The 24,697-nt window shown below is 63.6% G+C and carries 20 protein-coding genes and 1 pseudogene; 15 read left to right on the top strand and 6 right to left on the bottom strand.

Going from position 1 to position 24,697, the window contains the following annotated elements:
- Window positions 1–16 precede the first annotated feature (16 nt).
- The 3 genes from ACTG4X_RS30240 to ACTG4X_RS30230 form a co-directional block, all read right to left on the bottom strand.
- Entirely contained in the window at window positions 17–1,132 is a 1,116-nt protein-coding gene (locus ACTG4X_RS30240; protein WP_440532683.1) for an alcohol dehydrogenase catalytic domain-containing protein, read from the bottom strand.
- A 55-nt stretch (window positions 1,133–1,187) separates the two neighbouring features.
- Window positions 1,188–1,592 carry a nuclear transport factor 2 family protein gene (locus ACTG4X_RS30235; protein WP_440532682.1) on the bottom strand — a complete coding sequence of 135 codons (405 nt, stop codon included), beginning with the start codon at window positions 1,590–1,592 and terminating at the stop codon, window positions 1,188–1,190.
- 78 nt (window positions 1,593–1,670) lie between these two features.
- Window positions 1,671–2,216, bottom strand: a complete 546-nt coding sequence (locus ACTG4X_RS30230) for a cupin domain-containing protein (protein ID WP_440532681.1) — start codon at window positions 2,214–2,216, stop codon at window positions 1,671–1,673.
- 196 nt (window positions 2,217–2,412) lie between these two features.
- On the opposite strand from ACTG4X_RS30230, the gene ACTG4X_RS30225 reads away from it, so the two are divergent.
- Window positions 2,413–3,837: an IS701 family transposase gene (locus tag ACTG4X_RS30225; RefSeq protein ID WP_440532680.1), complete on the top strand. Its 1,425-nt coding sequence runs from the start codon at window positions 2,413–2,415 to the stop codon at window positions 3,835–3,837.
- Window positions 3,838–4,180: 343 nt separating this feature from the next.
- On the opposite strand, the gene ACTG4X_RS30220 is transcribed toward ACTG4X_RS30225, so the two are convergent.
- The gene (locus tag ACTG4X_RS30220) at window positions 4,181–5,197 is read right to left on the bottom strand and encodes an IS110 family transposase (RefSeq protein WP_440532679.1); all 1,017 of its coding nucleotides are present in this window, start codon (window positions 5,195–5,197) and stop codon (window positions 4,181–4,183) included.
- A 187-nt stretch (window positions 5,198–5,384) separates the two neighbouring features.
- On the opposite strand from ACTG4X_RS30220, the gene ACTG4X_RS30215 reads away from it, so the two are divergent.
- Entirely contained in the window at window positions 5,385–5,873 is a 489-nt protein-coding gene (locus ACTG4X_RS30215; protein ID WP_440532678.1) for a transposase, read from the top strand.
- Between the two features lie 3 nt (window positions 5,874–5,876).
- Here ACTG4X_RS30215 and ACTG4X_RS30210 read toward each other — a convergent pair whose 3' ends face one another.
- Entirely contained in the window at window positions 5,877–7,643 is a 1,767-nt protein-coding gene (locus ACTG4X_RS30210; protein WP_440532677.1) for a sigma 54-interacting transcriptional regulator, read from the bottom strand.
- Window positions 7,644–7,829: 186 nt separating this feature from the next.
- Here ACTG4X_RS30210 and ACTG4X_RS30205 point away from each other — a divergent pair, with 186 nt between their 5' ends.
- From ACTG4X_RS30205 to ACTG4X_RS30170, 8 genes are all read left to right on the top strand, one after another.
- Window positions 7,830–8,603 (top strand): coniferyl-alcohol dehydrogenase, encoded by a 774-nt coding sequence (locus tag ACTG4X_RS30205; RefSeq protein WP_440532676.1) that lies wholly within the window; start codon window positions 7,830–7,832, stop codon window positions 8,601–8,603.
- Window positions 8,604–8,638: 35 nt separating this feature from the next.
- A complete protein-coding gene (locus tag ACTG4X_RS30200; RefSeq protein WP_440532675.1) occupies window positions 8,639–9,952 on the top strand; it encodes an ABC transporter substrate-binding protein in 1,314 nt (437 codons plus the stop codon).
- A gap of 84 nt (window positions 9,953–10,036) precedes the next feature.
- Complete coding sequence (locus ACTG4X_RS30195; RefSeq protein WP_440534443.1) at window positions 10,037–10,705, top strand: ABC transporter ATP-binding protein; 669 nt, start codon at window positions 10,037–10,039, stop codon at window positions 10,703–10,705.
- Window positions 10,702–11,430, top strand: a complete 729-nt coding sequence (locus ACTG4X_RS30190) for an ABC transporter ATP-binding protein (RefSeq protein WP_440532674.1) — start codon at window positions 10,702–10,704, stop codon at window positions 11,428–11,430. Before ACTG4X_RS30195 ends, ACTG4X_RS30190 begins: the two co-directional genes overlap by 4 nt.
- Window positions 11,427–12,314, top strand: a complete 888-nt coding sequence (locus tag ACTG4X_RS30185; RefSeq protein WP_440532673.1) for a branched-chain amino acid ABC transporter permease — start codon at window positions 11,427–11,429, stop codon at window positions 12,312–12,314. The genes ACTG4X_RS30190 and ACTG4X_RS30185 overlap by 4 nt, the downstream gene beginning before the upstream one ends.
- Window position 12,315: 1 nt before the next feature.
- Entirely contained in the window at window positions 12,316–13,368 is a 1,053-nt protein-coding gene (locus ACTG4X_RS30180; protein ID WP_440532672.1) for a branched-chain amino acid ABC transporter permease, read from the top strand.
- Between the two features lie 27 nt (window positions 13,369–13,395).
- Window positions 13,396–14,850 (top strand): aldehyde dehydrogenase, encoded by a 1,455-nt coding sequence (locus tag ACTG4X_RS30175; RefSeq protein ID WP_440532671.1) that lies wholly within the window; start codon window positions 13,396–13,398, stop codon window positions 14,848–14,850.
- Between the two features lie 59 nt (window positions 14,851–14,909).
- Window positions 14,910–15,899, top strand: a complete 990-nt coding sequence (locus ACTG4X_RS30170) for a hypothetical protein (RefSeq protein WP_440532670.1) — start codon at window positions 14,910–14,912, stop codon at window positions 15,897–15,899.
- Window positions 15,900–16,442: 543 nt separating this feature from the next.
- On the opposite strand, the gene ACTG4X_RS30165 is transcribed toward ACTG4X_RS30170, so the two are convergent.
- A complete protein-coding gene (locus ACTG4X_RS30165) occupies window positions 16,443–17,066 on the bottom strand; it encodes a TetR/AcrR family transcriptional regulator (protein WP_440532669.1) in 624 nt (207 codons plus the stop codon).
- A gap of 143 nt (window positions 17,067–17,209) precedes the next feature.
- Here ACTG4X_RS30165 and ACTG4X_RS30160 point away from each other — a divergent pair, with 143 nt between their 5' ends.
- The 5 genes and pseudogenes from ACTG4X_RS30160 to ACTG4X_RS30140 form a co-directional block, all read left to right on the top strand.
- Complete coding sequence (locus ACTG4X_RS30160) at window positions 17,210–18,421, top strand: efflux RND transporter periplasmic adaptor subunit (protein WP_440532668.1); 1,212 nt, start codon at window positions 17,210–17,212, stop codon at window positions 18,419–18,421.
- A 15-nt stretch (window positions 18,422–18,436) separates the two neighbouring features.
- Window positions 18,437–21,604: an efflux RND transporter permease subunit gene (locus ACTG4X_RS30155; protein ID WP_440531537.1), complete on the top strand. Its 3,168-nt coding sequence runs from the start codon at window positions 18,437–18,439 to the stop codon at window positions 21,602–21,604.
- Between the two features lie 10 nt (window positions 21,605–21,614).
- On the top strand, window positions 21,615–23,075 hold the full coding sequence (adeC, locus tag ACTG4X_RS30150) for an AdeC/AdeK/OprM family multidrug efflux complex outer membrane factor (RefSeq protein WP_440532667.1): 1,461 nt from the start codon (window positions 21,615–21,617) through the stop codon (window positions 23,073–23,075).
- A 21-nt stretch (window positions 23,076–23,096) separates the two neighbouring features.
- On the top strand, window positions 23,097–23,750 hold the full coding sequence (locus ACTG4X_RS30145) for a TetR family transcriptional regulator (RefSeq protein WP_440532666.1): 654 nt from the start codon (window positions 23,097–23,099) through the stop codon (window positions 23,748–23,750).
- A gap of 649 nt (window positions 23,751–24,399) precedes the next feature.
- Window positions 24,400–24,669, top strand: a pseudogene (locus tag ACTG4X_RS30140) (cupin domain-containing protein); the annotation flags it as partial.
- Between the last annotated feature and the right edge of the window lie 28 nt (window positions 24,670–24,697).

Genomic DNA, 24,697 nt, shown 5'->3' with positions numbered 1-24,697 from the left:
TTCGTCCGATCGTGTTTCAGGGGTGGATGACGTAGTTGCTGAAGCCGCCGTTGCGGTTCTCGATGCCGGAGATGGCTTCGTTGACCTGTTCCAACGGGAAGCCGACCTGCTCGAAGATGTTGAGATCGACAAGGCCTGCCTCGGACATGTCCGCCATGTCCTGGCCCTGCCCGGCCGTGAACCAGACCGAGCCGTCGAGCGACTGTCGAAGGTCCATCATCGTGTGGAGGTCCACCGGCACGCCGCCCGCGATCGCACCGATGTTGACTGCCGCGCCGCCGCGCTTGAGCGAGCGCATGCCGGCCAGGAATGTCTCGTGCAGCGCGCCGGGTCCCAGGCAATCCACGAACACGTCGACGCCGTCGCCCGTATGACGCATGACCCAGATGTCGGGCGCTTCAGCATCGTCGAGCGACATGACTTCGATGCGCGATGGCGCAATGGCCTTCACGCGTTCGAGCAAGGCCCGGTTGCGAGCCGTTCCGTAGATCTTGGTGGCCCCCATCGCGAGACCGTACAGAACGGCACCAATGCCAAGGGTGCCGCTGATGCCGTTGATGAGCAGGGTTTTGCCGACGCCCACGTCGACCTTGCGAAGGGCCGCATAGGCGGTGCCGAGGTATCCGAACCGGGCCCCTTGGTCGAACGTGACGTTGTCCGGCAGCTTGACCAGCGAGTACTGCGGCGCCGTCATGTATTCCGAGAGGCCGGCATAGGGGTAGTCGCGGAAAATGGCCAGGGAGTTCTGCGAGAACCCGAAGTAGCCATTGAACGTGTAGTGGCTGCAACTCGTCAGTTCGCCGCTGCGGCACGCGCGGCACCCGCCGCAGTAGCGCCCCGGGTTGACATACACGCGATCGCCTGGTTTCCATACGCGGACTTGCGAACCGACCTCCACGATCTCACCCGTGGGATCGAGGCCGAAGATCGCCGGCAGGGGAGGCAGGGGGCGCTCGGGAAACCAGGTCGTCCAGTTCTTCAGGATGTTGCCCAGGTTGGGCACGATGCCGCACGACCTGACACGCACCAGCACGTCGCCGGGACGCACGCTTGGAACGTCGAGTTCCTCGATCCGCATGGGCCCGCCGATCTCGTGCATGCGGGCAGCTTTCATCTTTTGGGGCAGCGACATGTGTGTCTTCCTTGGATTGAATGGACGGGATGCTTTGCCATCGCCGGACAGGAGGCTAGGTGATGCGCATCTCGGTGGGCGTGGTCTGGAAAGCGAGCTGTTGCCAGCGCTCGCCTTCCTTGATCCAAACCTGCATCACGCGGGAATCGATGGTCACGGTGCCCGTGCCGTTCTTTCGGACACCCACCAGCAGCTGGCGGCCGGTCATGAGGGCGCTGCCACCCATGACTCGGACTTCCAGATCGGCTCTCTCGAGGCGCGTGTAGGTGACGTTGAAGCCGCCGGTGCTGAAGTAGCTGTCGTAGCCGTCGACCTGACCCTTGGCATGAACGTGGGTGAGATCGTGGTGAAGCAGCTGACGCAGGCGATCGATGTCCGCGTCCATCATGGCGCGGCAGCGTTGCTGCTCGAGGTCGATCAACAGTTCTCGCACGTCGGCTGTCGCATTTACCTTGTTCATCGGAGTGCTTTCGGAAACGAGCGTCGACTCATCGGCGCGGGACTGGGTAGACGACTGGAGCGAACGCGCCGCGGGCTTTCAGGCGGCGCGCTGCTTCCCCATGAGGACGAACAGCATGGTTGCCGGCTTGTCGCCCTTGTTCCGCCATGCATGGCGGTTGCCCTGCTGAACGGCCACGTCGTGCTTTTTCAACAGCACCTCCTTGCCGTCGTCCAATTCCAGCGTGATCTCCCCGTCGAGCACCACGTCGTAGTCGATGCTGTCGGTGGTGTGCATCCCGGGCGCGTCCGGTTCGAAGGTTTCGGCCAGACCAGGCAATAGCCGATCGAATTCGGCGCCGAAGGCAGCACCGTCGAAGTTCGGTCGCATCATCACGGCGTCCGGAGGAAAGGTGACGAACATCAGCCGGGATTCGCCAAGGCCCGGAAGAAAGTTGGCCTCGACGGTCGGATCGCTGAACGTGGACTTGCTCCCAGCCTCGCTCACCGCCGTTGTCGACCAGAGCAGGTTGGCTTCGAATCCCGGTACGGTCTCGAACGCCGAATTCCGTACCGCGTGCGCGTCGGACAGGACTCCCGACTTTCCGGCTGAGTCGACGCCCAAGACTACGCGTCTGATTTTCATGATGGATCTCCTATGAAGCTTTGAGATGGATGGTCGGCCGGGTGTCATCGGGAAAGGGTAAATTCAATTATTGTGCAAAAAATCCATTTTGTGCAATGTTGAAGGCGCACGAGCCAAACATCATTGGGACCTTCCCTAGTCTTACTGTGTCATAAGTGAAATAATGCGATCCTCTCGTCTTCGTACCGGAGGATTGATGAATGCATCCGAGCGCTTCGATAGCTATCTGGAGCACCTGAGCGAAGGCCTGGGTCACGTGGACCGGCATGCGGGCCTTCGTGGTTACTGCACGGGCTTGATGCTTCCGCTGTCGCGCAAGAGCGTGGAGCCCATGGCCGCGCGGGTGGACCCGACGCACGCCAGCGCGCGGCACCAAGCACTGCACCACTTCGTGGCCAAGGCCGAATGGTCTGACACCCAGATGCTGCGGCGCGTATGTCAGTGGGTAATGCCCAAGATGGACTTCAGCCAGGGCGGCTGGTGGATCATCGACGACACCGGGTTTCCGAAGAAGGGCCGCCACTCGGTCGGTGTCACGCGCCAGTACTGCGGGATGCTCGGCAAACAGGACAACTGCCAGGTGGCCGTGAGCATCTCGCTGGCAAGCAAACAGGGCAGCTTGCCCGTGGCCTGGCAACTGTACCTGCCCGAGGATTGGGCTACGGATCCCGAACGCCGCACCAAGGCAGGCGTTCCCGATGAAGTGCGATTCGCCACGAAGATGCAGATCGCGCTGCAGCAATTGCGCACGTTGCTGGACGAAGGTGCACCGCGCCACTGCGTGCTGGCCGATGCTGGCTACGGCGTGGACAACGCTTTTCGTCAGGCGCTCAGCGATATGGGCTTGCTCTATGCGGTAGGTATCACATCTGCCGTCGTGGTCTGGCCGCCTGGCGTTCAGCCGCTGCCACCTAAGCCTTACAACGGCATGGGCCGCCCGCCAGTGATGCCCAGGCGCACGGCAGCGCTGCAGCCCATGAGCGTCAAGGCATTGGCGCAGTCGCTGCCAAGCCGAGCGTTCCAGGACATCAGTTGGCGCGAGGGAACCAACGACACGTTGAGTGGGCGCTTCGCGGCCGTGCGGGTGCGCCACGCCGGCGGCAATACGGGCAAGGCACGCCTGCATCCCGAGCAGTGGCTGCTCGTCGAGTGGCCAGCAAGCGACGCTGAGCCGAGCAAGTACTTCTTGTCCACAATGCCAGAAGACACGCCGATCAACGATTTGGTCGACGTTGCCCACCAGCGTTGGCGCATCGAGCGCGACTACCAGGATCTGAAGCAGGACTTCGGTCTCGGCCACTATGAGGGCCGAGGGTGGCGGGGGCTCCACCACCATGCCGCCTTGAGCATCGCGGCCTACGGGTTCCTCATGGCTGAACGCCTCGTCTCCGACAAGTCTGTCGGCGGTAAAAAAAACTTCATCGAACGCCAAGTGCCTCCACTTCCCGAGGATTACATCCCCCGCGGCAGTCCTGCGCGCGCAGCGCCACGTGCCGACGTCGATCACGACACTGCGCCATCGACTGAGCTATCAGTTGATCGCTCGTCTCGGCCAGTGCCCCTGCTGCGGAAGGGCAAGCGCAAAGCTACTCTTGTGACACTACAAGGGCTTTCCCAATAGTCAAGCAGCGCAAGGCCGGAGGGATCGATCTCGAACCCTCGATGACACAGCTGAAGCGACTCGACGCCAACTGCGCAGCGACGCTGATGTCACAGGGCAAGGTGCGGACTGGCGAAACTACAAACGGTCATTGATGCAGGCGCATTGCCTACGGACCCTGATGAAAGACGCACGTGGAGGACCCATTCAGTAAACGAGGACGCTATGCAAAGCGCCTCCACGTCACAGGCGGTCAATCCCCACGCAGGTCCAACCTTGCTTCATCAACGCAAGCCGTCAAGCGGCGGTAGAAATACGGTCAGTGCGGCCTCTGGGCCAATCGGTGGCGATGGACGCCGCGCGCTCACTTGGGCATCACGAACGCCTCGCCTCGGGCCAGCAAGGCCCAAGCCATGCGAGCGTTTTTGGCTGCAATGGCCACAATCGCGCGCCAGTACCCTCTGCGCGCAGCCAAAGCAACCGCCCATTGACTGACTGGGTCCGTCTTGCCCTTGGCGAAGTTGAGTACCGATCTTGCGCCCAGGATCATGAGCGAACGAATATAGGGATCACCGGCCTTGGTGATATGCCCCAAGCGTGCCTTGCCACCCGAGCTGTACTGGCTGGGAACCAATCCCAACCAGGCGGCCAGTTGGCGGCCGCATTTGAATTCGTGCCCATTTCCGATAATGGCCAACAATGCGGTGGCCGTGGTCTTGCCGATGCCCGGCAAGTGCATGAGTTGCTTCGCACGAGCGTCCTCTTGGGCGATCTGCGCAATATGGCAGTCGTACTGGGCGATCCGTTCATCGAGCCGATGCAAGTCGCTGAGCATGTCGCCGATCGCATTGTTGGCCCAGCCAGGAAGATCTTCCAGGCAGGCTGCTGCGCGCCGACGTACGGTCTCGGCCTTGAGCGGTAGGACGACTCCAAACTCGGACAACACCCCTCGGATCCGATTGATGGTGGCAGTGCGTTGTTCAATGTAGCTCTGGCGCACACGGTGCACGCTCAGTTGAGCCTGCTGCTCCAGATTCTTGACCGGCACGAATCGCATGTTGGGCCGCTGAACCGCCTCGCAGATGGCGGCGGCGTCCGCTGCGTCGTTCTTGCCGCGCTTACCGCTGAGGCGGTACGGTGCCACGAATTTGGGCGCGATCAGCCGCACGGTGTGGCCGTGAGCAGCAAACAACCTGGCCCAGTGATGGGCGCCGGAGCAGGCCTCCATCCCAATGACACAGGGCGGTAGACCGGCGATGAGTTCCAACAACTTCGTGCGCGGCACGCTCGGGCGCACCAATGTCGGCTTGCCGGCCTCATCTACGCCGTGAACAGCAAACACATCCTTGGCAAGGTCAATGCCGATAATCAGAATGGTCATGGACTTCCCCTTTCGAGTGAGTTGATGAGAACTTCCCATCGTGGCACTTGGATGCCGTTTGCCGCAACGCTCAATAAGCACTCTGCGGATTGCTCGGGACGGGGAAGTCCCTTTCATTCAGTAAGACTAGGGGGCCAGATCAAGTCGGCTTCGATGGCCTGGACGGCTTGAACGCGGGCGAGGTGGGATGCCGCGAGTCAGCTCCGTTTTTCTGAAGTGCTGTGCGCAGGCAGGAGGAAGAAGATCGGTTGCGAGGTCTCCTCGAGGAGATGGTGCAGGTGGTGCTACGGCAGGCGCTGCGGAAGGTGATCAAGCCGTCCTATGCCCAAGTCGGCCGCGGTCGCAGGCCCTGCCCCTGGAGGCGATGCTGCGCGTGCATCCGATGCAGAGCTGGTTCGCGCTGAGCGATCCGGCGATGGAGGAGGCGCTCTGCGAGATCGCGTCGCTGCGCAGCTTCGCGGGCTCGAGGCTCGGCGAGCCTAGCGTGCAACGGCCTGCTGCTCAAGCAGCCGGTGCAGGGACCACTGCACGAAGATCAGCGAGCCAAGGACGTGGTCAAGCGAGGCAGCTTCAAGAAAAGCCCGAAGAGGCGGCGGGAGCAGGGGCGGGCGAGTTCTCGCTCGGAGCGAGTCAGGTACCTGGGGCCTGCAAAGAGGTCGGTTCGGAGTCTCGATGATGGCTAGCCAATTCCGAGGTGCTTGAGTCGGTAGGCCATCTGGGCGCGGGTGATGCCCATGTCCCGTGCGGCTTGCGCCACGTTGTACCGGGCGGCAATCAACACCTTCCTGTAGCGAGCGGCGTCTCTTCCATCAGCCTTTGCTGGAGGCGTCTTGGCCGCTCTCGAGACGTTGTCTTCGGCGGGGGGCGGTTCGGATGCGGCGGTCAAGCGTCCGCCAGCGCCCAGGCCCAGGGTCTGTGGGTTGAGAATTTCTCCGCCGCGAAACATGTGGTGGACATCGATCGGCTCGTCGTGCGCGGCCATGATCACCCCCCGCTCGACGAGGTTCTGCAACTCTCGGACATTGCCCGGGAAGTTGTACTGCAAGAGTGCTTGAACGGCGCGTGGGGTGAAACCCGGAATCTCGCGCTCATGGATTTCCGCATATCTGCGCAGGAAGGCCTCCATCAACAGTGGAATGTCGTCGCGGCGCTCCTTGAGCGGGGGCAGGCCAATAGGAAAGACGTTCAGGCGGAAGAACAGATCCTCGCGGAATCGCCCGGCCGCGACCTCGTTGCGCAGGTCCACATTGGTCGCTGCCACGATGCGCACGTCCACCGCGATCAGTTTCTGGCCACCGACCCGCTCGATCACCCGCTCCTGCAGGGCGCGAAGCAGCTTGCCCTGCGCGACCAGGCTCATCGAGGCGATCTCGTCCAGGAAAAGTGTTCCTCCCTTGGCGCGCTCGAATCGCCCGGCCCGAGATGCGACGGCGCCCGTATAGGCGCCTTGGTCGACACCGAACAGTTCGGATTCGATCAGCGTGTCCGGAATGGCTGCGCAGTTGATCGCAATGAACGGTGCATTGGCCCTCGGGCTGATCGCGTGCAGCGTCTGCGCGAAGAGTTCCTTGCCGGCCCCCGACGGTCCAGTGAACAACACGGTGGCATGCGTTGGTGCGACTCGCTCGATGAGATGGCGAGCTGCGCTGAAGCTTGACGAGATACCGATCAGCTCCTGGGCTTGGCCCTTCGATGGCATGGATGATGTCCGAGGCCGGCTGATGTCGGAGATGGCGGGCACGATCGAGCGACGCACGCGCTGGGCCGAGTGATCGGGTGTGAAGTAGTGCTGATCGAGCTCGGGGCTGTCCCATTGGTCGGCCGGGCGGCCGATGATCCGGCAGGCTTCAGCGCCCGTCGAGCGGCAAGCCACTTCCCGATAGATGATCAGCTTGCCCATGAATGCGCTGGCATAGCCACTGGCGTAGCCGATCTGCATCCAGCACGCGGGCTCCGTGCCGATGCCGAATGCGGAGATGTGCTCATCGTCCTCGCTGGAGTCGTGCCAGATGAAATCCGCGTAAAAGTCACCGCGTGGAATGTCGAACTCGAAGCTGATGGTCTCGGGACGCACGATGCCCTCTAGCTTGTGCATGCGAGGCCCGGCATGAAACACGTTGGCGGGATCGCTGCCCGGCCACATCTGAAGCACGAGTTCCGCGTCGCGTGAGCCCGCTGTGTAGCCCACCCGCGTCAGGAGCGAGCGCGCTTGCTCCTGCCCCAGGCTCGAAATGAGTTCCCGACGCAACCCGCCGTAGGTCGACGAGCGCCAAAGGACCATGCGTTGGTCGTTCAACCAGATTCGGCCATCGCCGGGCGAGAACGTGAGCGTCTCCGTGAGATCACGCAGCGTGGGGGGCGCACCCTCGTCGATCTCGGCGCTGCTGCCTGCGCCCTTGTGATCTTGAAGTTCGGCGAGCGACAAGCGCGTGGGCTTTTTTTTCAAGGACTTTCTCGGTCGGTTGATTAATTTTTGTTCATCAATTTTTCACCAATCGACAACAACTGCATTCCGGGTAATCCCGCGGCAGATTCGGTAAGTGATTGATTTGCTTGAGCTCTGGCTGGCGTGCCGCGTTGGCACCGTGCTTGCGAATGAAGAGCCAAGTTCATCGCAAACAAAGGATTGCAAATGCTCCAAGGCAAAAAGATCGTGATCACAGGTGCGGCGTCGGGAATCGGCGCCAAGACGGCCGAGCTGGCCGCGGCGCACGGTGCGCAAGTCATTTCGGTCGACATCAACAAGCCCGCGAAGCCGGTCGGTGAGTTCATTGCCGCAGACCTGTCCGACGAGCGCTCGATCGACGAACTCGTCGCCAGACTGCCCCAGGGCATCGACGGACTGGCCAACGTCGCAGGCCTGCCGCCGACATGGCCCGCACCCGCGGTCGTGAAGGTCAACCTCGTGGGCTTGAAGCGGCTGACGGTGTCGCTCGTCCCCAAGATGGCCGACGGAGCCTCCATCGTCAACCTGGCGTCGATCGCGGGCCTGGGCTGGCCGCAGGCAAGGGACGTCATTCAGGAAAGCAATTCGCTGCAACTCGGCGACGTGGATGCCTTTTGCCGCGTCCACGGCATTGAAGGTGCGCGCAGCTACTTCTTCTCCAAGGAGGCGCTGATCGTCTGGACGATGGAAAACCGCTGGACCTGGCGCGCCCGCGGCATCCGCATGAACACCGTGAGCCCCGGCCCGGTCGACACGCCGATCCTGAAGGACTTCATCGAGACGCTGGGCGCTCGCGCCGAAGAGGACATGAGGACGATGGACCGGCCCGGCACCCCCGCCGACATCGCGCCTGTCGTTTGCTTTCTTCTCTCGGACGGCGCCGTCTGGATTCGTGGGACCAACGTTCCGGTCGACGGCGGCATGTTCTCGAACGTGCTGCTCCAGACGAGCGGCTTCTGACGCCGTCTTTCTTGATTCACCACACAGGAGACAACATGCAGAAAAACTTCCATTCCGAACGCGAATCCGTCAGTGCTCTGCGGTCGCGCCGCGAGGTTCTCGCGCTGGCTGGCGCGGCTGGCCTGGCGCTGGCGGTGCCCGGTCGCGCGAGCGCGCAAGGCGCGGACACGCTGCGCATTGGATTCGTCAGTCCCAGGACCGGTCCTCTGGGCAGCTTCGGCGAGGGCGATGGCTACGTGCTCGGACTCGCTCGAAAGGCGCTGGGCGGCGGCCTGACCATCGGCGGCAAGAAGTACAACGTCGAGCTCCTGGATCGCGACACGCAGTCCGACCCGGCGCGCGCGAGCCAGCTCGCGAAAGCGCTGATCGACGAGAAGATCGACTTGATGCTCACGACTTCCACGCCCGAGGTCGTGAATCCGGTCTCCGACGCGTGCGAGGCCGCCGGCGTGCCGTGCCTGGGAACCGTCATGCCCTGGGAGGCCTGGTACTTCGGTCGCGGCGCCAAGCCGGGCCAGCCCTCGCCCTACAAATGGACGTTCCTGTTCTCCTTCGGGGTCGCGGATTTCGTGAAATCCTATGTGTCGCAGTGGTCTGCGATCCCGACCAACAAGAAGGTCGCCGCGCTGTTGCCCAACGATGCGGATGGCAATGCGATCCGCGCGGCGATGCTGCCCGAGCTGCAGAAGGCCGGTTTTATCGTGGTGGACGGTGGCCCGTACGAAACCGGCACGACCGATTTCTCCGTGCAGATCGCCAAGTTCAAGGCCGAGAAGTGCGAGATCCTTTGCACGTTTCCGATTCCCTCGGACTTTGCCACTTTCTGGCGCCAGGCTGCACAACAGGGCCTCGCCAAGACCATGAAGATCGTCCAGGTCGCCAAGACCGGTCTTTTCGCCTCCACCATCGAGGTGCTTGGCCCTCTGGGCTACAACATCTCGGTTGCTGCCTATTGGCACAAGAGCTACCCGTACGCCTCGTCGCTGACCGGCGTGAGCGGGCTGCAACTGGCCGATGGATACGAGAAGGCCTCGGGCAAGCAATGGAACCAGCAGCTCGGCGCCTCCCTCTCGCTGATCGACGCGGGTCTTGCTGCACTGAAGGCGAGCACCAACCCGAAGGACAAGGTCGGCGTTGCCAAGTCGCTGTCGACGCTGCAGGCCACGACCATGATGGGTCATCTGGACTTCACCAAAGGCCCCGTCGGCAACGTCTCCTCGGTCCCGATGATCGGGGCGCAATGGGTCAAGCCGGCTGCGGGCTCGAAGTTCAAGTACGACTACATCGTCACCGAGAACGCAAGCGACCCGAAGGTTCCGGTCGCGAGCAAGGTCAAGCCTTTCGCGTAGTGCTCGATCGTGGCTGCAATCCATTCATCCACAGTGCCGCTCATTCGGGCCCAGGGGCTGTGCAAGAGCTTCGGGGCGTTGAAGGTGCTCGACGGAGTCGACCTGGCGATCGCGTCCGGTGAGGCCGTCGGCGTCGTCGGCCCCAACGGGGCGGGCAAGACGACCCTTCTGGCGTCGCTGTCCGGGTCTCTGGCGGCGAGCAAGGGTTCGATCGCGTTCAATGGGCAAGACGTGACCGGCTTCGATGCGGCTCGCCGCTGTCGGATGGGCATCGCTCGCAGTCACCAGGTCCCCAAGCCCTTTGTCGGCATGACGGTCTTCGAGAACGTTCTCTGTGCGGCATTGCATGGCGGTGGCTTTCGTCGGGCGGAAGCCTACGATCGGGCGATCGCTGCGATCGACGCATGCGGGATGGCATCGGTCGCCAATCGGCGGGCGGAAGCCTTGGGGTTGCTTGATCGAAAGCGACTCGAACTCACGCGCGCGCTGGCAACGGACCCGCAATTGCTGCTGCTCGACGAGATCGGTGGCGGGCTCACGGATGGTGAGGCGGCGGAACTCGTCTCTACCGTGCGCGACCTTCACGCGCGCGGAATCACCATCATCTGGATCGAGCACATCGTTCATGTGCTCGTCCAGGTGGCCAAGAGGCTCATATGCATGGATGCCGGACGCATCATCGCCGACGGCACGCCCGAAGCGGTGTTGTCGGACAGCCAGGTGGTGAGCGCCTATCTGGGAGGTCACGCATGAGCGTGTTGGACATCCAGGGCCTGGAGGCGCGCCACGGCCTGTTGCAAGCCGTTCGCGGCATCGACATCGAACTGCAGGCCGGTGAGCGCCTCGCGCTTGTCGGCGCCAACGGTGCAGGGAAGACGACGTTGCTTCGCACCATCGCCGGCATACATCCTGCCGCAAATGGACAGGTGAAGCTTGAGGGTGTTGACATCACCGGGCAATCGGCTCATCGACGCGCTTCGGAAGGGATCGCGCTGGTTCCGGAGGGGCGGCGCCTGTTCAAGACGATGTCCGTCGCGGACAACTTGAGAGTTGCACTGGCGGCACGCAGGTCGGGTCCGTGGACGTTCGACACCGTGATCGATGCGTTTCCTCAGCTCAAGCCGAAGCTCAAAGCCCCCGCCGGTTCCCTGTCCGGAGGGCAGCAGCAGGCCGTTGCGATCGCTCGCGCGCTCATGACCAACCCGAAAGTTCTACTGCTCGACGAGATCTCGTTGGGCTTGTCGCCCGCAGCGGTGCATTCCACATACGAATCACTGGCGTCGCTGTTCGCCGCAAAGACCAGCCTGATCCTCGTGGAACAAGACCTGAATCGAACCTTTGAAGTTGCGGACCACATCGTGTGCATGTTGGAGGGGCAGATCGTTGCCCGCGGAAGGACCAGTGAATTGACGCGAGAACAAGTCATCGACCATTACTTCGGTCATCGCACGGCGGGTGCCGCAACGGAGCCCGCATGAACTGGATGAATCAAATTGTCCAGGGGGTTCTCTTGGGCGGGTACTACGCGCTGCTTGCGTGTGGGTTGTCGTTCATGTTTGGCGTCATGAGGATCATCAATCTCGCGCATGGCAGCCTCGCTGTACTCGCCGCTTACGGGGTATTTCTCCTCGCTGAAAAGTACGAGCTCAGCCCGTTCTGGGGGATGCTGCTGGCGATGCCGGCCATGGGCGCCATCGGTTGGATCCTGCAGCGCTTGGTTCTGGAGCGCAGTCGCCGATCCGGTGAGCTCGTGCCGATCCTGGCGACGTTCGGCTTGGCCGTGATTCTGGACAATTCGATGTTCAGCGCATTCGGTGCGGACACCCGGTCACTCGCGCCGTACATCGATACGCTCGCGTACGACGGCTTCGACGTGGGCGACATCACGATTGGCTACCTGCCGCTCTTGATCTTCGTCTGCGCGGTGCTGTTGCTCGGGGGGCTTCACATCGCGCTTGGCTATACGGGCCTCGGCAGGCAGATCCGTGCCGTCGCGGACGACCCCAGTACCGCGGAGCTCGTGGGTGTCAATTCGCGCGCGGTCAACGGCATGGCGGCAGCTATCTCGATGGCAGCCGTTGCGATTGCCGGAACCTTTCTGGCTATGCGCGCCACCGTGGACGCCTACTCGGGCGCGCCTCAGCTGATCTTCGCCTTCGAGGCCGTGATGATCGGTGGAGCCGGGTCGTTGTGGGGAACCCTCGCGGGAGGCATTGCCTTGGGCGTCGCGCAAAGCGTGAGCGCCCAGGTTCATTCCCAGGGATTTCTGATCGGGGGACACGTCTTGTTCCTCGTGGTCATGCTGGTCCGGATGGCCCTGAACGGCCGATCGCTGCGCGCCGTTCTGACGGGGAGGCATTGAGATGACGTCGAACTCCCAGGGAACTCGTTGTGTTCGGAGATGGACTTCTCAGTCCAGATGCGGCGTCGCCCTGCTGGCGCTGAGCCAGCTCGCCCTTGGCCTGGCGCCGCTGGTGCTCTCAACTGCTGCGGTGGATCGGTTGACGATCCTGTTCATCTACGGGATTCTTGCGTTGATGTGGAACGCCTTGGCAGGTTTCGCAGGGCTCGTGTCCGTGGGCCATCAGGTCTTCTTCGGTCTGGGCGCCTATGCCGCGGTGCGATTTGCCGACGCAGGACTCGGGCCCTACCCCGCGATGGTGCTGGCCGCCTTCGCTGTCGCGCTGGTGTCCATCCCGATGTCGTTTTTCATGCTCCGCCTGCGCGGTGGCGAATTCGCCATCGGCATGTGGGTGGTGGCGGCCCTCACGCACCTGGTCGTCAATCTCGACACCCTCGTCAAGGGCGAGACGGGGACGTCGCTGATCACCTTGCAGCAATACGAAGCCGAACCAAGACGGCTGATGACCTACTGGCTTGCACTCGCGACCATGGCAGGCCTGGCCTGGGGCGTCTTCTTTCTGCTGCGCAGTCGTGCCGGAGCGGCGCTCCAGGCAATCCGTGATGACGAGGAGGCCGCTGCATCAGTGGGTATCACGGTGATGCCCACCAAGCGATTGATCTTTGTGCTTTCGGCTTTCGGATGTGCCGCCGCGGGAGCTCTTTGGCTGGCCACCGCGGTGACGTTTCAACCCAAAACCTACTTCGGTGCTCAGTGGACCGCATACATGCTGTTCATGGTGTTGGTGGGTGGGCTTGGCACCTTCGAAGGTCCGGTGATCGGTGCCGTCCTCTTCTTCACCATCGAGTCCTTGTTTGGTGGAACCGGCGTCACGTATCTGATCGGCCTTGGGGCAGTTGCTGTCGTGTTCGCGCTTTTCCTGCCCAAGGGCATCTGGGGCGCCATCGAGCAGCGCTGGCATATCAACCTGCTGCCCATCGGGTACCACCTCAGCGATCGGTCGGATGGAACCGCGGCGCAGAGTGGGCACCGGCAAGACGCTGACTGTCTTTGAACTCATTCGATTTTCTCAGGAGAAACCATGTCTGATCTTTCCATGCTCATCAATGGCCTCAAGGTGCCGGCCGAGAACCAGAAGACTTTCGAGCGCCGCAATCCTCTGGACGGCTCGGTCGCGACGCGCGCGCCGGCGGCATCCACCATGGACGCACGCCGTGCCGCAGACGCCGCCGAGGCTGCGTTCGTGAAGTGGCGCGACACCGGCCCCAACGAACGTCGCGCGCTTCTTTCGAAGGCGGCGGACATGCTGGAGGCGAAGCTGCCTCAATTCGTTCACGCGGTAGCCGCCGAAACAGGGGCTTCCAGCATGTGGACCGAGTTCAACGTGATGCTTGCCGGCGGCATTATCCGAGAGGCTGCGGCACTCACGACGCAAATCACCGGTGAAGTGATTCCCTCGGACGTTCCCGGGTCGCTGGCCATGGGGGTTCGCCAACCGGCGGGCGTGGTGCTGGGCATTGCGCCTTGGAATGCGCCGGTGATTCTTGGCGTCCGTGCGATCGCCACGCCGCTCGCATGTGGGAACACCGTGATCTTCAAGGGCAGCGAGAACTGTCCGCGAACGCATCAGCTGATCGTGGAATCGTTCGAAGAAGCGGGATTCCCGCCCGGGGTGGTGAATTACCTGACGAACGCGCCCCAGGACGCTGCGGCGATTGTCGAAGAGCTGGTTTCCCATCGGGGAGTGCGTCGCATCAACTTCACCGGATCTACCCGTGTGGGCAAGCTCATTGCCCAGACCTGTGCCAAGTACCTCAAGCCAGTTGTCCTCGAACTGGGTGGAAAGGCGCCCCTGATCATTCTCGATGATGCTGATATTGGCGAGGCCGTGAACGCAGCAGCATTCGGTTGCTTTGCCAACAGCGGGCAAATCTGCATGAGTACCGAACGGGTCATCGTCGACAAAAAGATCGCCGACCAGTTTGTCGAAGCCTTTGCGGCGAAGGCACGGGCCTTGCCATTGGGCGATCCGCGCAAGCCTGAACCGGTGGTCCTCGGCAGCGTCATCGGCATGAGTACCGTGGAGCACTGCAACGCGCTGATCGATGACGCCCTTTCCAAGGGAGCGAAGTTGGTCAGCGGCGCAAAGGCCGAGAGCACGCTGATGCCCGCCACACTGCTCGACCACGTCACCCCAGACATGCGGATCTACCACGAGGAAACCTTCGGCCCGGTCAAGGCGATCGTGCGAGTCGAGGGAGCGGACGAAGCAGTGGCCTGCGCCAACGACAACGAGTACGGGCTCTCCTCCGCGGTGATCGGCAAAGACGTCGCCCGCGCGTTCAATGTCGCTCGGCAGATCGAATCGGGCATCTGCCATGTCAACGGACCCACCGTCCACGACGAGGCCCAAATGCCGTTCGGTGGCGTGAAGTCAAGCGGCCTCGGCCGGTTTGGAGGCCGTGCCGGTATCGCCGAATTCACCGATCTGCGCTGGATTACCGTGCAAACGACCCCGCGCCACTATCCATTCTGACCAGACCTGCCTGATGGCTTGCCGTCGGTCGAGAACACCCAACTTCCAGGAGACATCGAATGATCATGAAATTTCGCGCCCGCATGATGGGTGCATTCCTTTCTCTGCTTTTCTGCGTGGCCGCGACGGCGGCGGACGTCGACAGGCTGGCGACCGAGCTCTATCCGCTGATCCTCAGCGGGCAAGCGCAACAGTTGGAAAGTAGCTTTGCCGTCGAGCCCAAGATTGACACGCCCCGCACAGGCCCACTCCGTGGCGTTCAGATGTGGCGCAGGTTCGTTGCGCAAGAATCTCAGTGGCTGACCGGCATGGGGGTGCGACCGGAAAGCTTGAAGGTGGTGAAAACGACAAGAAACGCGCAACGCGTCGTGCACGAATTCGTCGTCGACGTCGCCACGTCCGCACGCACCGGCCCCTTCAAGATGGCTGTTGTCGTCGATGCGACCGGCAACAAGGCTGCCGCAGTTCGCGTCTACTACGCGTACGCTACGACGCCGGGCAATCAAGGCTTCCTGCGGCAAGCGATCATTCCGTCCGATCCCAACGTCGTCAAGGAGGTTGCGACCCCGGTGCGCAAGTATTTCGAGGCCATCGAGGCGTCCGACCAAATGGCCTGGAAGTACTTCACGCCAGATGGATACTTCAACGGCGGGAACGCTCCGCTGACAGGCTTCGGTCTGAAGAAGTTCTATGCGGTGCTGGGGGCCGAGCCTGGTGGTGTTCCACTGCGGCCTGCGACCGTCACTTGCGAGCATGGAACCTGCGCCATCGAAGAGAACCTGGCCACCTGGGGAACGATCGTGTTCTCCCGAGATACCGCAGGCCTTGCGGTGTACGACTACGATGAAGCTCGCGGGCTCGTCATGGGTGCACGTGTCTACGATGATCTTCCCGAAAGCCCATTCGGTGTACCTGGCTGGATCCACAAGAACTGGAGTCTGATCGCTTCAGCACTCGAGAAGTCTGGCTGCAAGACGACGTATCGGCCTGCGTCTGACGCATCGCCGGCTACTGTGCGCCGAGAGCTCTTCGGTGCTCACTGCGAGTGAGTTTGCACGATCTCTTCCCGACGCGATGTTGTACGAGTCAAGCCTGTGGCTGATCCGCTGATGTCAATCATGTTGACCACTGGCAAGGCCCGCGATGCCGAGCGTGCTGTTTCGCGACGTGGCCGCCGTCAAGAACTTGCGCAAGGCAGATACCTTGATCGCCGCATGTTGTGACGGAGGGCCGTCTTCCGTTCGTGCGCACAGGGGGCCCGTTGGCGGTGCCGATGAACGAGAGGCTGCACGCTTACTGCGAGCTTGGATCGGGACAGCGAGCATCTTCTGGCGGATCTCACTGTCCGAATTGCGCGCGCTTGCATTGGCCGCTGGCCTTCACGAGGGCGAGGGTCAGTCGCGCGGGTTCAGGCTACCTATCAGGCACGGAGTTGGACCGTGCCTGACCTGTGGACGTTGACGATAAGAAAGGCGCCGAACGTCATTGGATACGCCTGTTGACTCTGTTTGACGAAACCCTGAATCAGCTCTGACTCACGGGTTACTTGGCGTTTGGGGGGTGTTGACCAACACAAAGACTTCCATCCAGGATCACTCGACGACCTTGCCTTCCGATGTGTAGCCGCCAAGGAAGACCTGCAAGGCACGTTGCGTCGCCTCCCGCAATACCTTCCGGGTCAAAGGCCCCTGGATGCCGAGAAGGCATGGCGTGACGGTCTCGGAGTGCAGCAGCGCCATCAAGTGATGCGACGCCGCGACCGGGTCGGCCGTGCGCAGCCGGCCCTTGCGCATCTGCCGCTCCAGAAATCCGGACACCTCCTCGAGACCCTTCTTCGGTCCTCCTTCGAAGAAGCGCCGCCCGATGTCGCTGCGGCCGGATTCGGCGATCACGGCCCTGTGCGCCTGGATGACCTCCTGCGAGCACACCACCGCCAGAACCTTCTCGCCGAAGCGTTGCAGCACGCGCTCGAGGTCGTCGTCGTCCTCCTGTCCCAGCGCCGCGAAGATCGGTTCGAAGTGCCTCTTCGCGGCACTGTGCATTGCGGCGACGAACAGCTCCTCCTTGGCGCTGAAGTAGCCATAGAGCGTCGCCCTCGAGCCGCCTACGCGCGCGGCGATTTCCACCATCGAGGCGCCCTCGAACCCCAGTTCCCTGAAGACCTCCGATGCCACCTGGACGATCGCCTCGCGCTTGGCTTCGGTTTTGACTCGCATCTGAATGCCTCCTTAATTTTGTACAACGATGTCCATTATTGATTGACAAGCCCTGAAAGTCAAAATACATTTCAGTACAACACTGTATGTTTAATCATCGACTGTACACACCAACGTCCCGTCGTTTTCCCAGGAGAAACGCAATGCGCCCCCCTCTTACCTATGGCCTGACTTTCGCCGCGGCCGTCGTGTCCACCTGCATGCTCGTCGCCTGCGGCAAGCCGCCGGGCGGTCCACCGCCCGCGCCCGGCACGCCGGAAGTCGGCGTGGTCACCGTGCAGCCGCAGCACGTGGCCATCACGACCGAACTGCCGGGACGCACCGTGCCCTTCCTGATCGCCGACGTGCGCCCGCAGGTCGGCGGCATCGTGAAGTCACGTAAGTTCCGCGAAGGCAGCGACGTGAAGGCTGGCGAGGCGCTCTACCAGATCGATCCCGCCACCTACAAGGCGACCTACGATAGCAACGTCGCCGCGCTCGCTAAGGCTCAGGCCAGCCTCACGACCACGCGGCTGAAGGCCGAGCGCTACAAGGAGCTGGTCGCCATCAAGGCCGTGAGCCAGCAGGACTACGACGACGCCGCCGCCTCGCTGGGCCAAGGCGAGGCCGACGTTGCCTCGGCACGGGCCAATGTTGAGACGAGCCGCATCAACCTTGCCTATGCACGCATCGACGCACCGATCTCCGGCCGCATCGGCAAGTCGACGGTCACGCCCGGCGCACTGGTCACGGCGAGCCAGTCGACCGCGCTGGCCACCATCCAGCAGCTCGATCCGATCTATGTCGACGTGACGCAATCCAGCGCCGCGATGCTTCAGTTGAAGCAGGCCATGGCCCGCGGCGATCTGCAAAAGAGCGGCGCCAACGCCGCGAAGGTGCGGCTGCTGCTCGAAGACGGGAGCGCCTATCCGCTCGAAGGCAAGCTCGAGTTCTCTGACGTCACCGTAGACCAGAACACCGGCGCCATCACGCTGCGCGCGGTGTTCCCCAACCCCAAGGCGGACCTGCTGCCCGGCATGTACGTGCGCGCCGTGCTGCAGGAAGGCGTGAAGGAACAGGCGCTCATGGTGCCGCAGCAGGCCGTGTCGCGCGACAGCACCGGCAAGCCGACGGCCTACGTGGTGGATGCCCAGCACAAGCTGCAGCGGCGCGTGCTCGAAACGGAACGCGCCATCGGCGACCAATGGCTGGTGCGCAGCGGCCTGCAGGCCGGCGACCAGCTCGTGGTGGACGGCCTGCAGCGCGCGGCGCCGGGCGTCGAGGTGAAGACGGTGCAGTGGAACCCCAAGTCCAAGCCCGGCACCGAAACCACGGCCAAGGCGGCCCTCCCCTCGCCCGGCGCCACGGCGGACTGATCCAGGAAGACCACCATGGCACGCTTCTTCATCGACCGCCCCATCTTCGCGTGGGTCCTCGCCATCATCGTGATGCTGGGCGGCGTCATGTCCATCGCCACGCTGCCGATCGCGCAGTACCCGAGCATCGCGCCGCCCGCCGTCGCAATCACCGCCAACTACCCCGGCGCTTCCGCCAAGACGCTCGAAGACACCGTCACCCAGGTCATCGAGCAGAAGATGAAGGGGCTGGACCGGCTGAGCTACATGGCCTCGACCAGCGAGTCGTCGGGCTCGGTCACCATCACGCTCACCTTCGAGAACGGAACCGACCCCGACACCGCTCAGGTGCAGGTGCAGAACAAGCTCTCGCTCGCCACGCCGCTGCTGCCGCAAGAGGTGCAGCAACAGGGCGTCACCGTCACGAAGTCGGCCACCAACTTTCTGAACGTGTTGGCCTTCACCTCCGAAGACGGCAGCATGAACGGGTCGGACCTGTCCGACTACGTCGCGGCCAACGTCCAGGACGCAATCAGCCGCGTCGAGGGCGTGGGCGACACCACGCTCTTCGGCTCGCAGTACGCCATGCGCGTATGGCTCGACCCGAACAAGCTCTCCAGCTTCAGCCTCACGCCGCTGGATGTGAAGAACGCGATCACGGCGCAGAACGCGCAGGTTTCGGCCGGCCAGCTCGGCGGCATGCCTGCGGCAAGCAACCAGCAGCTCAACGCCACCATCACCTCGCAGACGCGCCTGAAGACCGCGCAGGAGTTCGAGGACATCCTGCTGCGCACGCAGACCGACGGCTCGCAGGTCCGCCTGCGCGACGTAGCCCGCATCGAGCTCGGCAGCGAGTCGTACAACACGGTCGGTCGCTACAACGGCAAGCCGGCCGCGGGCCTGGCCATCAAGCTGGCCACCGGCGCCAATGCGCTCGACACGGTCAAGGCCGTCGATGCGCGCGTCGCCGAGCTCGAGAAGTTCTTTCCGCAGGGCATGAAGGTGCAGAAGCCCTACGACACCACGCCCTTCGTGCGGATCTCCATCGAGGAGGTCATCAAGACGCTCGTCGAGGCCGTGGTGCTGGTGTTCCTGGTGATGTATCTCTTCCTGCAGAATTTCCGCGCCACGCTGATCCCGACCATTGCGGTTCCCGTGGTGCTGCTGGGCACCTTCGGCGTGCTCGCGGCCTTCGGCTTCACCATCAACACACTGACGATGTTCGCGATGGTGCTCGCCATCGGGCTGCTGGTGGACGATGCAATCGTGGTCGTCGAGAACGTCGAGCGTGTGATGGCCGATGAAGGCCTCCCGCCCAAGGAGGCCACGCGCAAGTCCATGGGCCAGATCACCGGCGCGCTGGTCGGCGTGGCCCTGGTGCTGGCGGCGGTGTTCGTGCCGATGGCTTTCTTCGGCGGCTCCACGGGTGTGATCTACCGGCAGTTCTCCATCACCATCGTCTCGGCCATGACGCTGTCGGTGCTCGTGGCGCTGGTGCTCACGCCGGCCCTTTGCGCGACGCTGCTCAAGCCGGTCGACAAGGATCATGCAATGGCCACCACCGGCTTCTTCGGATGGTTCAACCGCAGCTTCGATCGCGGCAACCACCGCTACCAGGGCATCGTGCGGCACATGGTGGGCAAGGGCTGGCGCTACATGGCCCTGTACGCGGTCTTGTTTGCCGTGGTGGTGTTCGGCTTCATGAAGCTGCCCATCGGCTTTCTGCCCGACGAAGACCAGGGCACGATGTTTGCGCTGGTGCAGCTGCCGCCGGGCGCGACGAACACGCGCACGGAAGAAGTCATCCGCCAGGTGGAGCATCACTTCCTGGTCGATCAGAAAGACGCGGTCTCGGGCATCTTCACGGTGGCGGGTTTCAGCTTCGCGGGCAGCGGGCAGAACACGGGCTTTGCCTTCATCAAGCTCAAGCCCTGGAATGAACGCGAGGGCGAGGCACTGAGCGTGACGGGAGTGGCCGCAAAGGCCGGTGCCTTCTTCAACACAATCAGGGACGCAAAGGTGTTCGCCTTCGCACCGCCCGCCGTGGCAGAGCTCGGCAACGCGACCGGCTTCGACCTGATGCTGCAGGACCGCGCCAACCTCGGGCACGAGGCCTTGATGCAGGCGCGCAACCAGCTGCTCGGCACGCTGGCCAAGGACAAGCGCCTGGTGGCCGTGCGCCCCAACGGGATGGAAGACACGCCCGAATTCAGGCTCGAGATCGATCCGCACAAGGCACAGGCCCAGGGCCTTTCGATGTCCGACATCAACGACACCTTCTCCACCGCCTGGGGCAGCAGCTACGTCAACGACTTCATCGACAAGGGGCGCGTGAAGAAGGTGATGCTGCAGGCCGATGCACAGTACCGGATGCTGCCGGAGGACATCGACCGCTGGTACGTGCGCAACAGCGCCGGAACGATGGTGCCCTTCACCTCATTCGCCAAGGCGGGCTGGAGTTCCGGCTCGCCCCGCCTGGAGCGCTACAACGGGGTGCCCTCGGTGGAAATCCTGGGCATGGCGATGCCGGGAGCCGCGTCCAGCGGCGAGGCGCTTGCCATCGTGGAAGCGGCGGTCGCGCAGCTGCCACCAGGGATCGGCTATGAATGGACCGGCCTGTCGCGCCAGGAGAAGGCATCGAGCGGCCAGACCGGCCTGCTCTATGGGCTGTCGATCCTGATCGTGTTCCTGTGCCTTGCGGCGCTGTACGAAAGCTGGGCGATTCCGTTCTCGGTGATCCTGGTGGTGCCGCTCGGCGTGCTGGGCGCGCTGATCGGCGCGATCCTGACGTGGAAGATGAACGACGTGTACTTCCAGGTGGGCCTGCTCACCACCATCGGCCTCGCGTCGAAGAACGCCATCCTGATCGTGGAGTTCGCGAAGGACCTGCACGCGCAGGGCAAGGGACTGGTCGAGTCCGCGCTGGAGGCGGCGCGCCTGCGCCTGCGCCCCATCCTCATGACCTCGCTGGCCTTCATCCTCGGCGTGCTGCCGATGGTGCTGGGCACCGGTGCGGGGGCCGGCGCGCAGCATGCGCTGGGCACGGCCGTCATCGGCGGCATGCTGTCGGGCACGCTGCTCGCGATCTTCTTCGTGCCGCTTTTCTTCGTGCTGGTGCGCGGCCTCTTCAAGGGACGGTCGCCCTCGCCTGCTTTGCCCGCCTTGCCGGACTCGCATGCACAACCGGCTGCGGCCGCTTCCTGAGGTGTCTGCCATGAAACCATTCCGCCTTGCTCCGCTCGCGCTCGCCGCCCTGATGGCCGGCTGCAGCCTGATTCCCACTTACCAGCAACCCGCGGCGCCCGTGGCCGGCAAATTCGCCGGCGACACAGGCAACGCCCCAGCCTCCACGCCGGTGGCCGACCTCGGCTGGCGCAACGTCTTCACCGATCCGTCGCTGCAGCGCGTGATCGAGATGAGCCTCGCCAACAATCGCGACCTGCGCGTCGCGGTGCTGAACATCGAGAAAGCCCGCGCCCAGTACCGGGTGCAGGATGCAGCGCTCTTCCCCACCGTCAACGCCAGTGCCGGCGGCAGCGGCAGCCGCACGCCGGCCGACCTGTCGTCGACCGGCGAAGCCCTCACGGCGCGGCAGTACAGCGCTTCGGTCGGGTTCAGCTCCTACGAAATCGACCTGTTCGGTCGCGTGCGAAGCCTGAGCGCACAGGCGCTGGAGCAGTTCTTCTCCACGGCCGAGGCGCGCCGCAGCACGCAGATCACGCTGGTGGCCGAGGTGGCGACGAGCTACCTCACGCTGGCGGCCGACCAGGACCGGCTGAAACTCGCGCGCGACACGCTCCAGAGCCAGAGCGACTCCTACAGCCTCAACCAGCGCAGCTTTGAACTGGGCGCGGCGTCGGCGCTCACGCTGAGCCAGGCGCAGACCAGCGTCGACACCGCGCGCGTCGACGTCGAGCGCTACACCTCCCAGGTAGCGCAAGACCGCAATGCGCTGGTGCTGCTCGTGGGCGCAGACGTGCCGGACGAACTGCTGCCGCAGTCGCTGCCCGATGGCACGGCAGCCGCAGCGAGCCCGCTGGCCACCATTCCGCCCGGGCTGCCCTCGGAGCTGCTGCAACGGCGACCCGACATCCTGCAGGCCGAGCGCGACCTGAAAGCCGCCAATGCCTACATCGGCGCGGCGCGTGCGGCTTTCTATCCGAGCATCAGCCTCACCGCGTCGGCCGGCACGTCGAGCAGCCAGCTCTCGGGCCTGTTCAAGGGCGGCTCGGGCAGCTGGAGCTTCGCGCCGCAGATCACGCTGCCGATCTTCGATGGCGGCGCCAACCGCGCCAATCTCAAGATCGCGACCGTGAGCCGCGACATCTCGGTGGCGCAGTACGAGAAGGCAATCCAGACGGCGTTCCGCGAGGTTTCAGACGCACTGGCGCAACGCAACACGCTGGGCCGCCAGCTCGATGCACAACAGTCTCTGGTGAATGCGACGGCCGAGAGCTACCGCCTTTCGGACGCGCGATTCCGCCGCGGTGTCGACAGCTACCTCAGCGTGCTGGATTCGCAGCGCTCGCTCTACACGGCACAGCAGAACCTCATCACCACGCGCCTGTCGCGCCTGACCAACCTCGTGACCTTCTACAAGACGCTGGGCGGCGGATGGGCAGAGAGCACGGTCAGCGCTCCCGTGGCCGGGACGCCTTCGGACAAGGCCTCCTGAGCATCGTCATGAAGACGCCTCATGGCCCGGCATACGAAGATTGAAGCACAGCTCACGCGCACGCGGATCGTCGAAGCCGCGCTCGCCGCCTTTGCCGAGCACGGCGTGCGGGCGACCTCACTGGGAGACGTGGCCACGCGCGCCGATGTGACGCGCGGCGCGGTGTACTGGCATTTCGCGGACAAGCCGGCGCTCGTCTGCGAAGTGATCGCTGGACTTGAATGGCCGCTCGACATAGGCGCCGACATCGAGGCCTATGGAGCGCATCCCCAGCCGCTACTGCTGCTGCGGCGGCAACTGTGGCGCCAGATGGAGCGCTGCGTGCAGACCCCATGGCAATGGCAAAGGGTGAAGCTGGTCCTGCGCCATGGCATCCGATCGGAACTGAGCCCTGCACCGGTGGCGCAGCTGGAAGAGCTGATGGCCCGGACCGTGCAGCGCCTGGGCCAGGTCATGGCGATCGCTCACGGCCGCGGCCAGCTGCGCGACGGGCTCGCGCCGCCGTCCGTCGCGCAAGGCCTGCATGCCGTCGGCAAGGCCATGCTGGCGGAACATGCGAGCGAGCCGGCGCACTCGCAACGGCCGGTTTCTCCACTGTGCCTCGAACTCTTCATGAAGGGGGCTGCTGCTGAAGCGGTCCAGATGGCCCCGGCACCGAGCCTGCGCCTTCGGTAGCCAGGGCCTCCGCTGCGCGCTGATCGGGTGATCCTGCCCCAACCGGGGACAGCACGCTCGGGATCTTGGTCGGGCGGTACCTTGCGTTCGCAAGGGACCTGGTCCGCCGCGGTTTCTCCGAGACGTCGATTTCCATGAAGCCGACTTCCGCGCCCAAGAGGAGCCCATGACGGAGAGTCGCGATACGGACAGGACGCCCACTTCTGAAACGGGTCTGACGACTCCGGAAGCGCTACCTTCGGTTGGTTCGCAGCCCAAGTCCAGGTCAGATCGGGCGCACCCGATTCGTGGGCAGCATTGCGAAGACGGCGACCTGCATGCATCCGCGCCTCGCCTCCAGCCCAGGAGCTACCGCATGTGCGCCAAGTCTCGAACGTCCGATCGGAGCGCTGCACGATCAGAACCATGAAGCGGCAAGCGAACAAACAGTTCCAAACGGTGACGCAGCGCATGCTCGCTCCAGCTTCGAGGCGCACGCGCCGGAACGGGCATGCTCGCTCCATTCAGGGGGCCTATGGCCGCAGGGTGAACTGTGTCGGTGTCGGTCATCATTCCAGGCTTCCCGCTCGAGGCCGAGCAATCCATGACCGACGCGCGGGAGGAGCGAACCTTTCACCTGCGTATTTCATCAATGCCGATGCTCGGAGCGATAGATCACCTCCTGTCGGGCAACCTGTTCGTCGAGCCGTACCTGGTCACGCTGCTGCCCGGCGCCGATCCCTACGTGACCTTCCAGCACCCGGGTCTCAAGTTCCTGTACTTCCTGTCCGGGGAGGTCAGCTACCGCTATGGCGGCAGGACCGCGGAAGTGAGGGCAGGGGACTCGCTGCTGTTCGATGCGACCGCACTGCATGGGATCGAGGCCATTCGGACCCAGCCGGTCTCTTACCTGTCAGTGGTGTTCACGCTGCGAGAGTAGGCTGTTCTTGGCGGCCCTGCCGCGCTGC

It is taken from the genome of Variovorax sp. YR566 (genome assembly GCF_051992195.1).
In the GTDB taxonomy this organism is placed as follows: domain Bacteria; phylum Pseudomonadota; class Gammaproteobacteria; order Burkholderiales; family Burkholderiaceae_C; genus Variovorax.
Note: the sequence above shows the minus strand (reverse complement) of the source record. Positions and strands in the feature narration are given on the sequence as shown.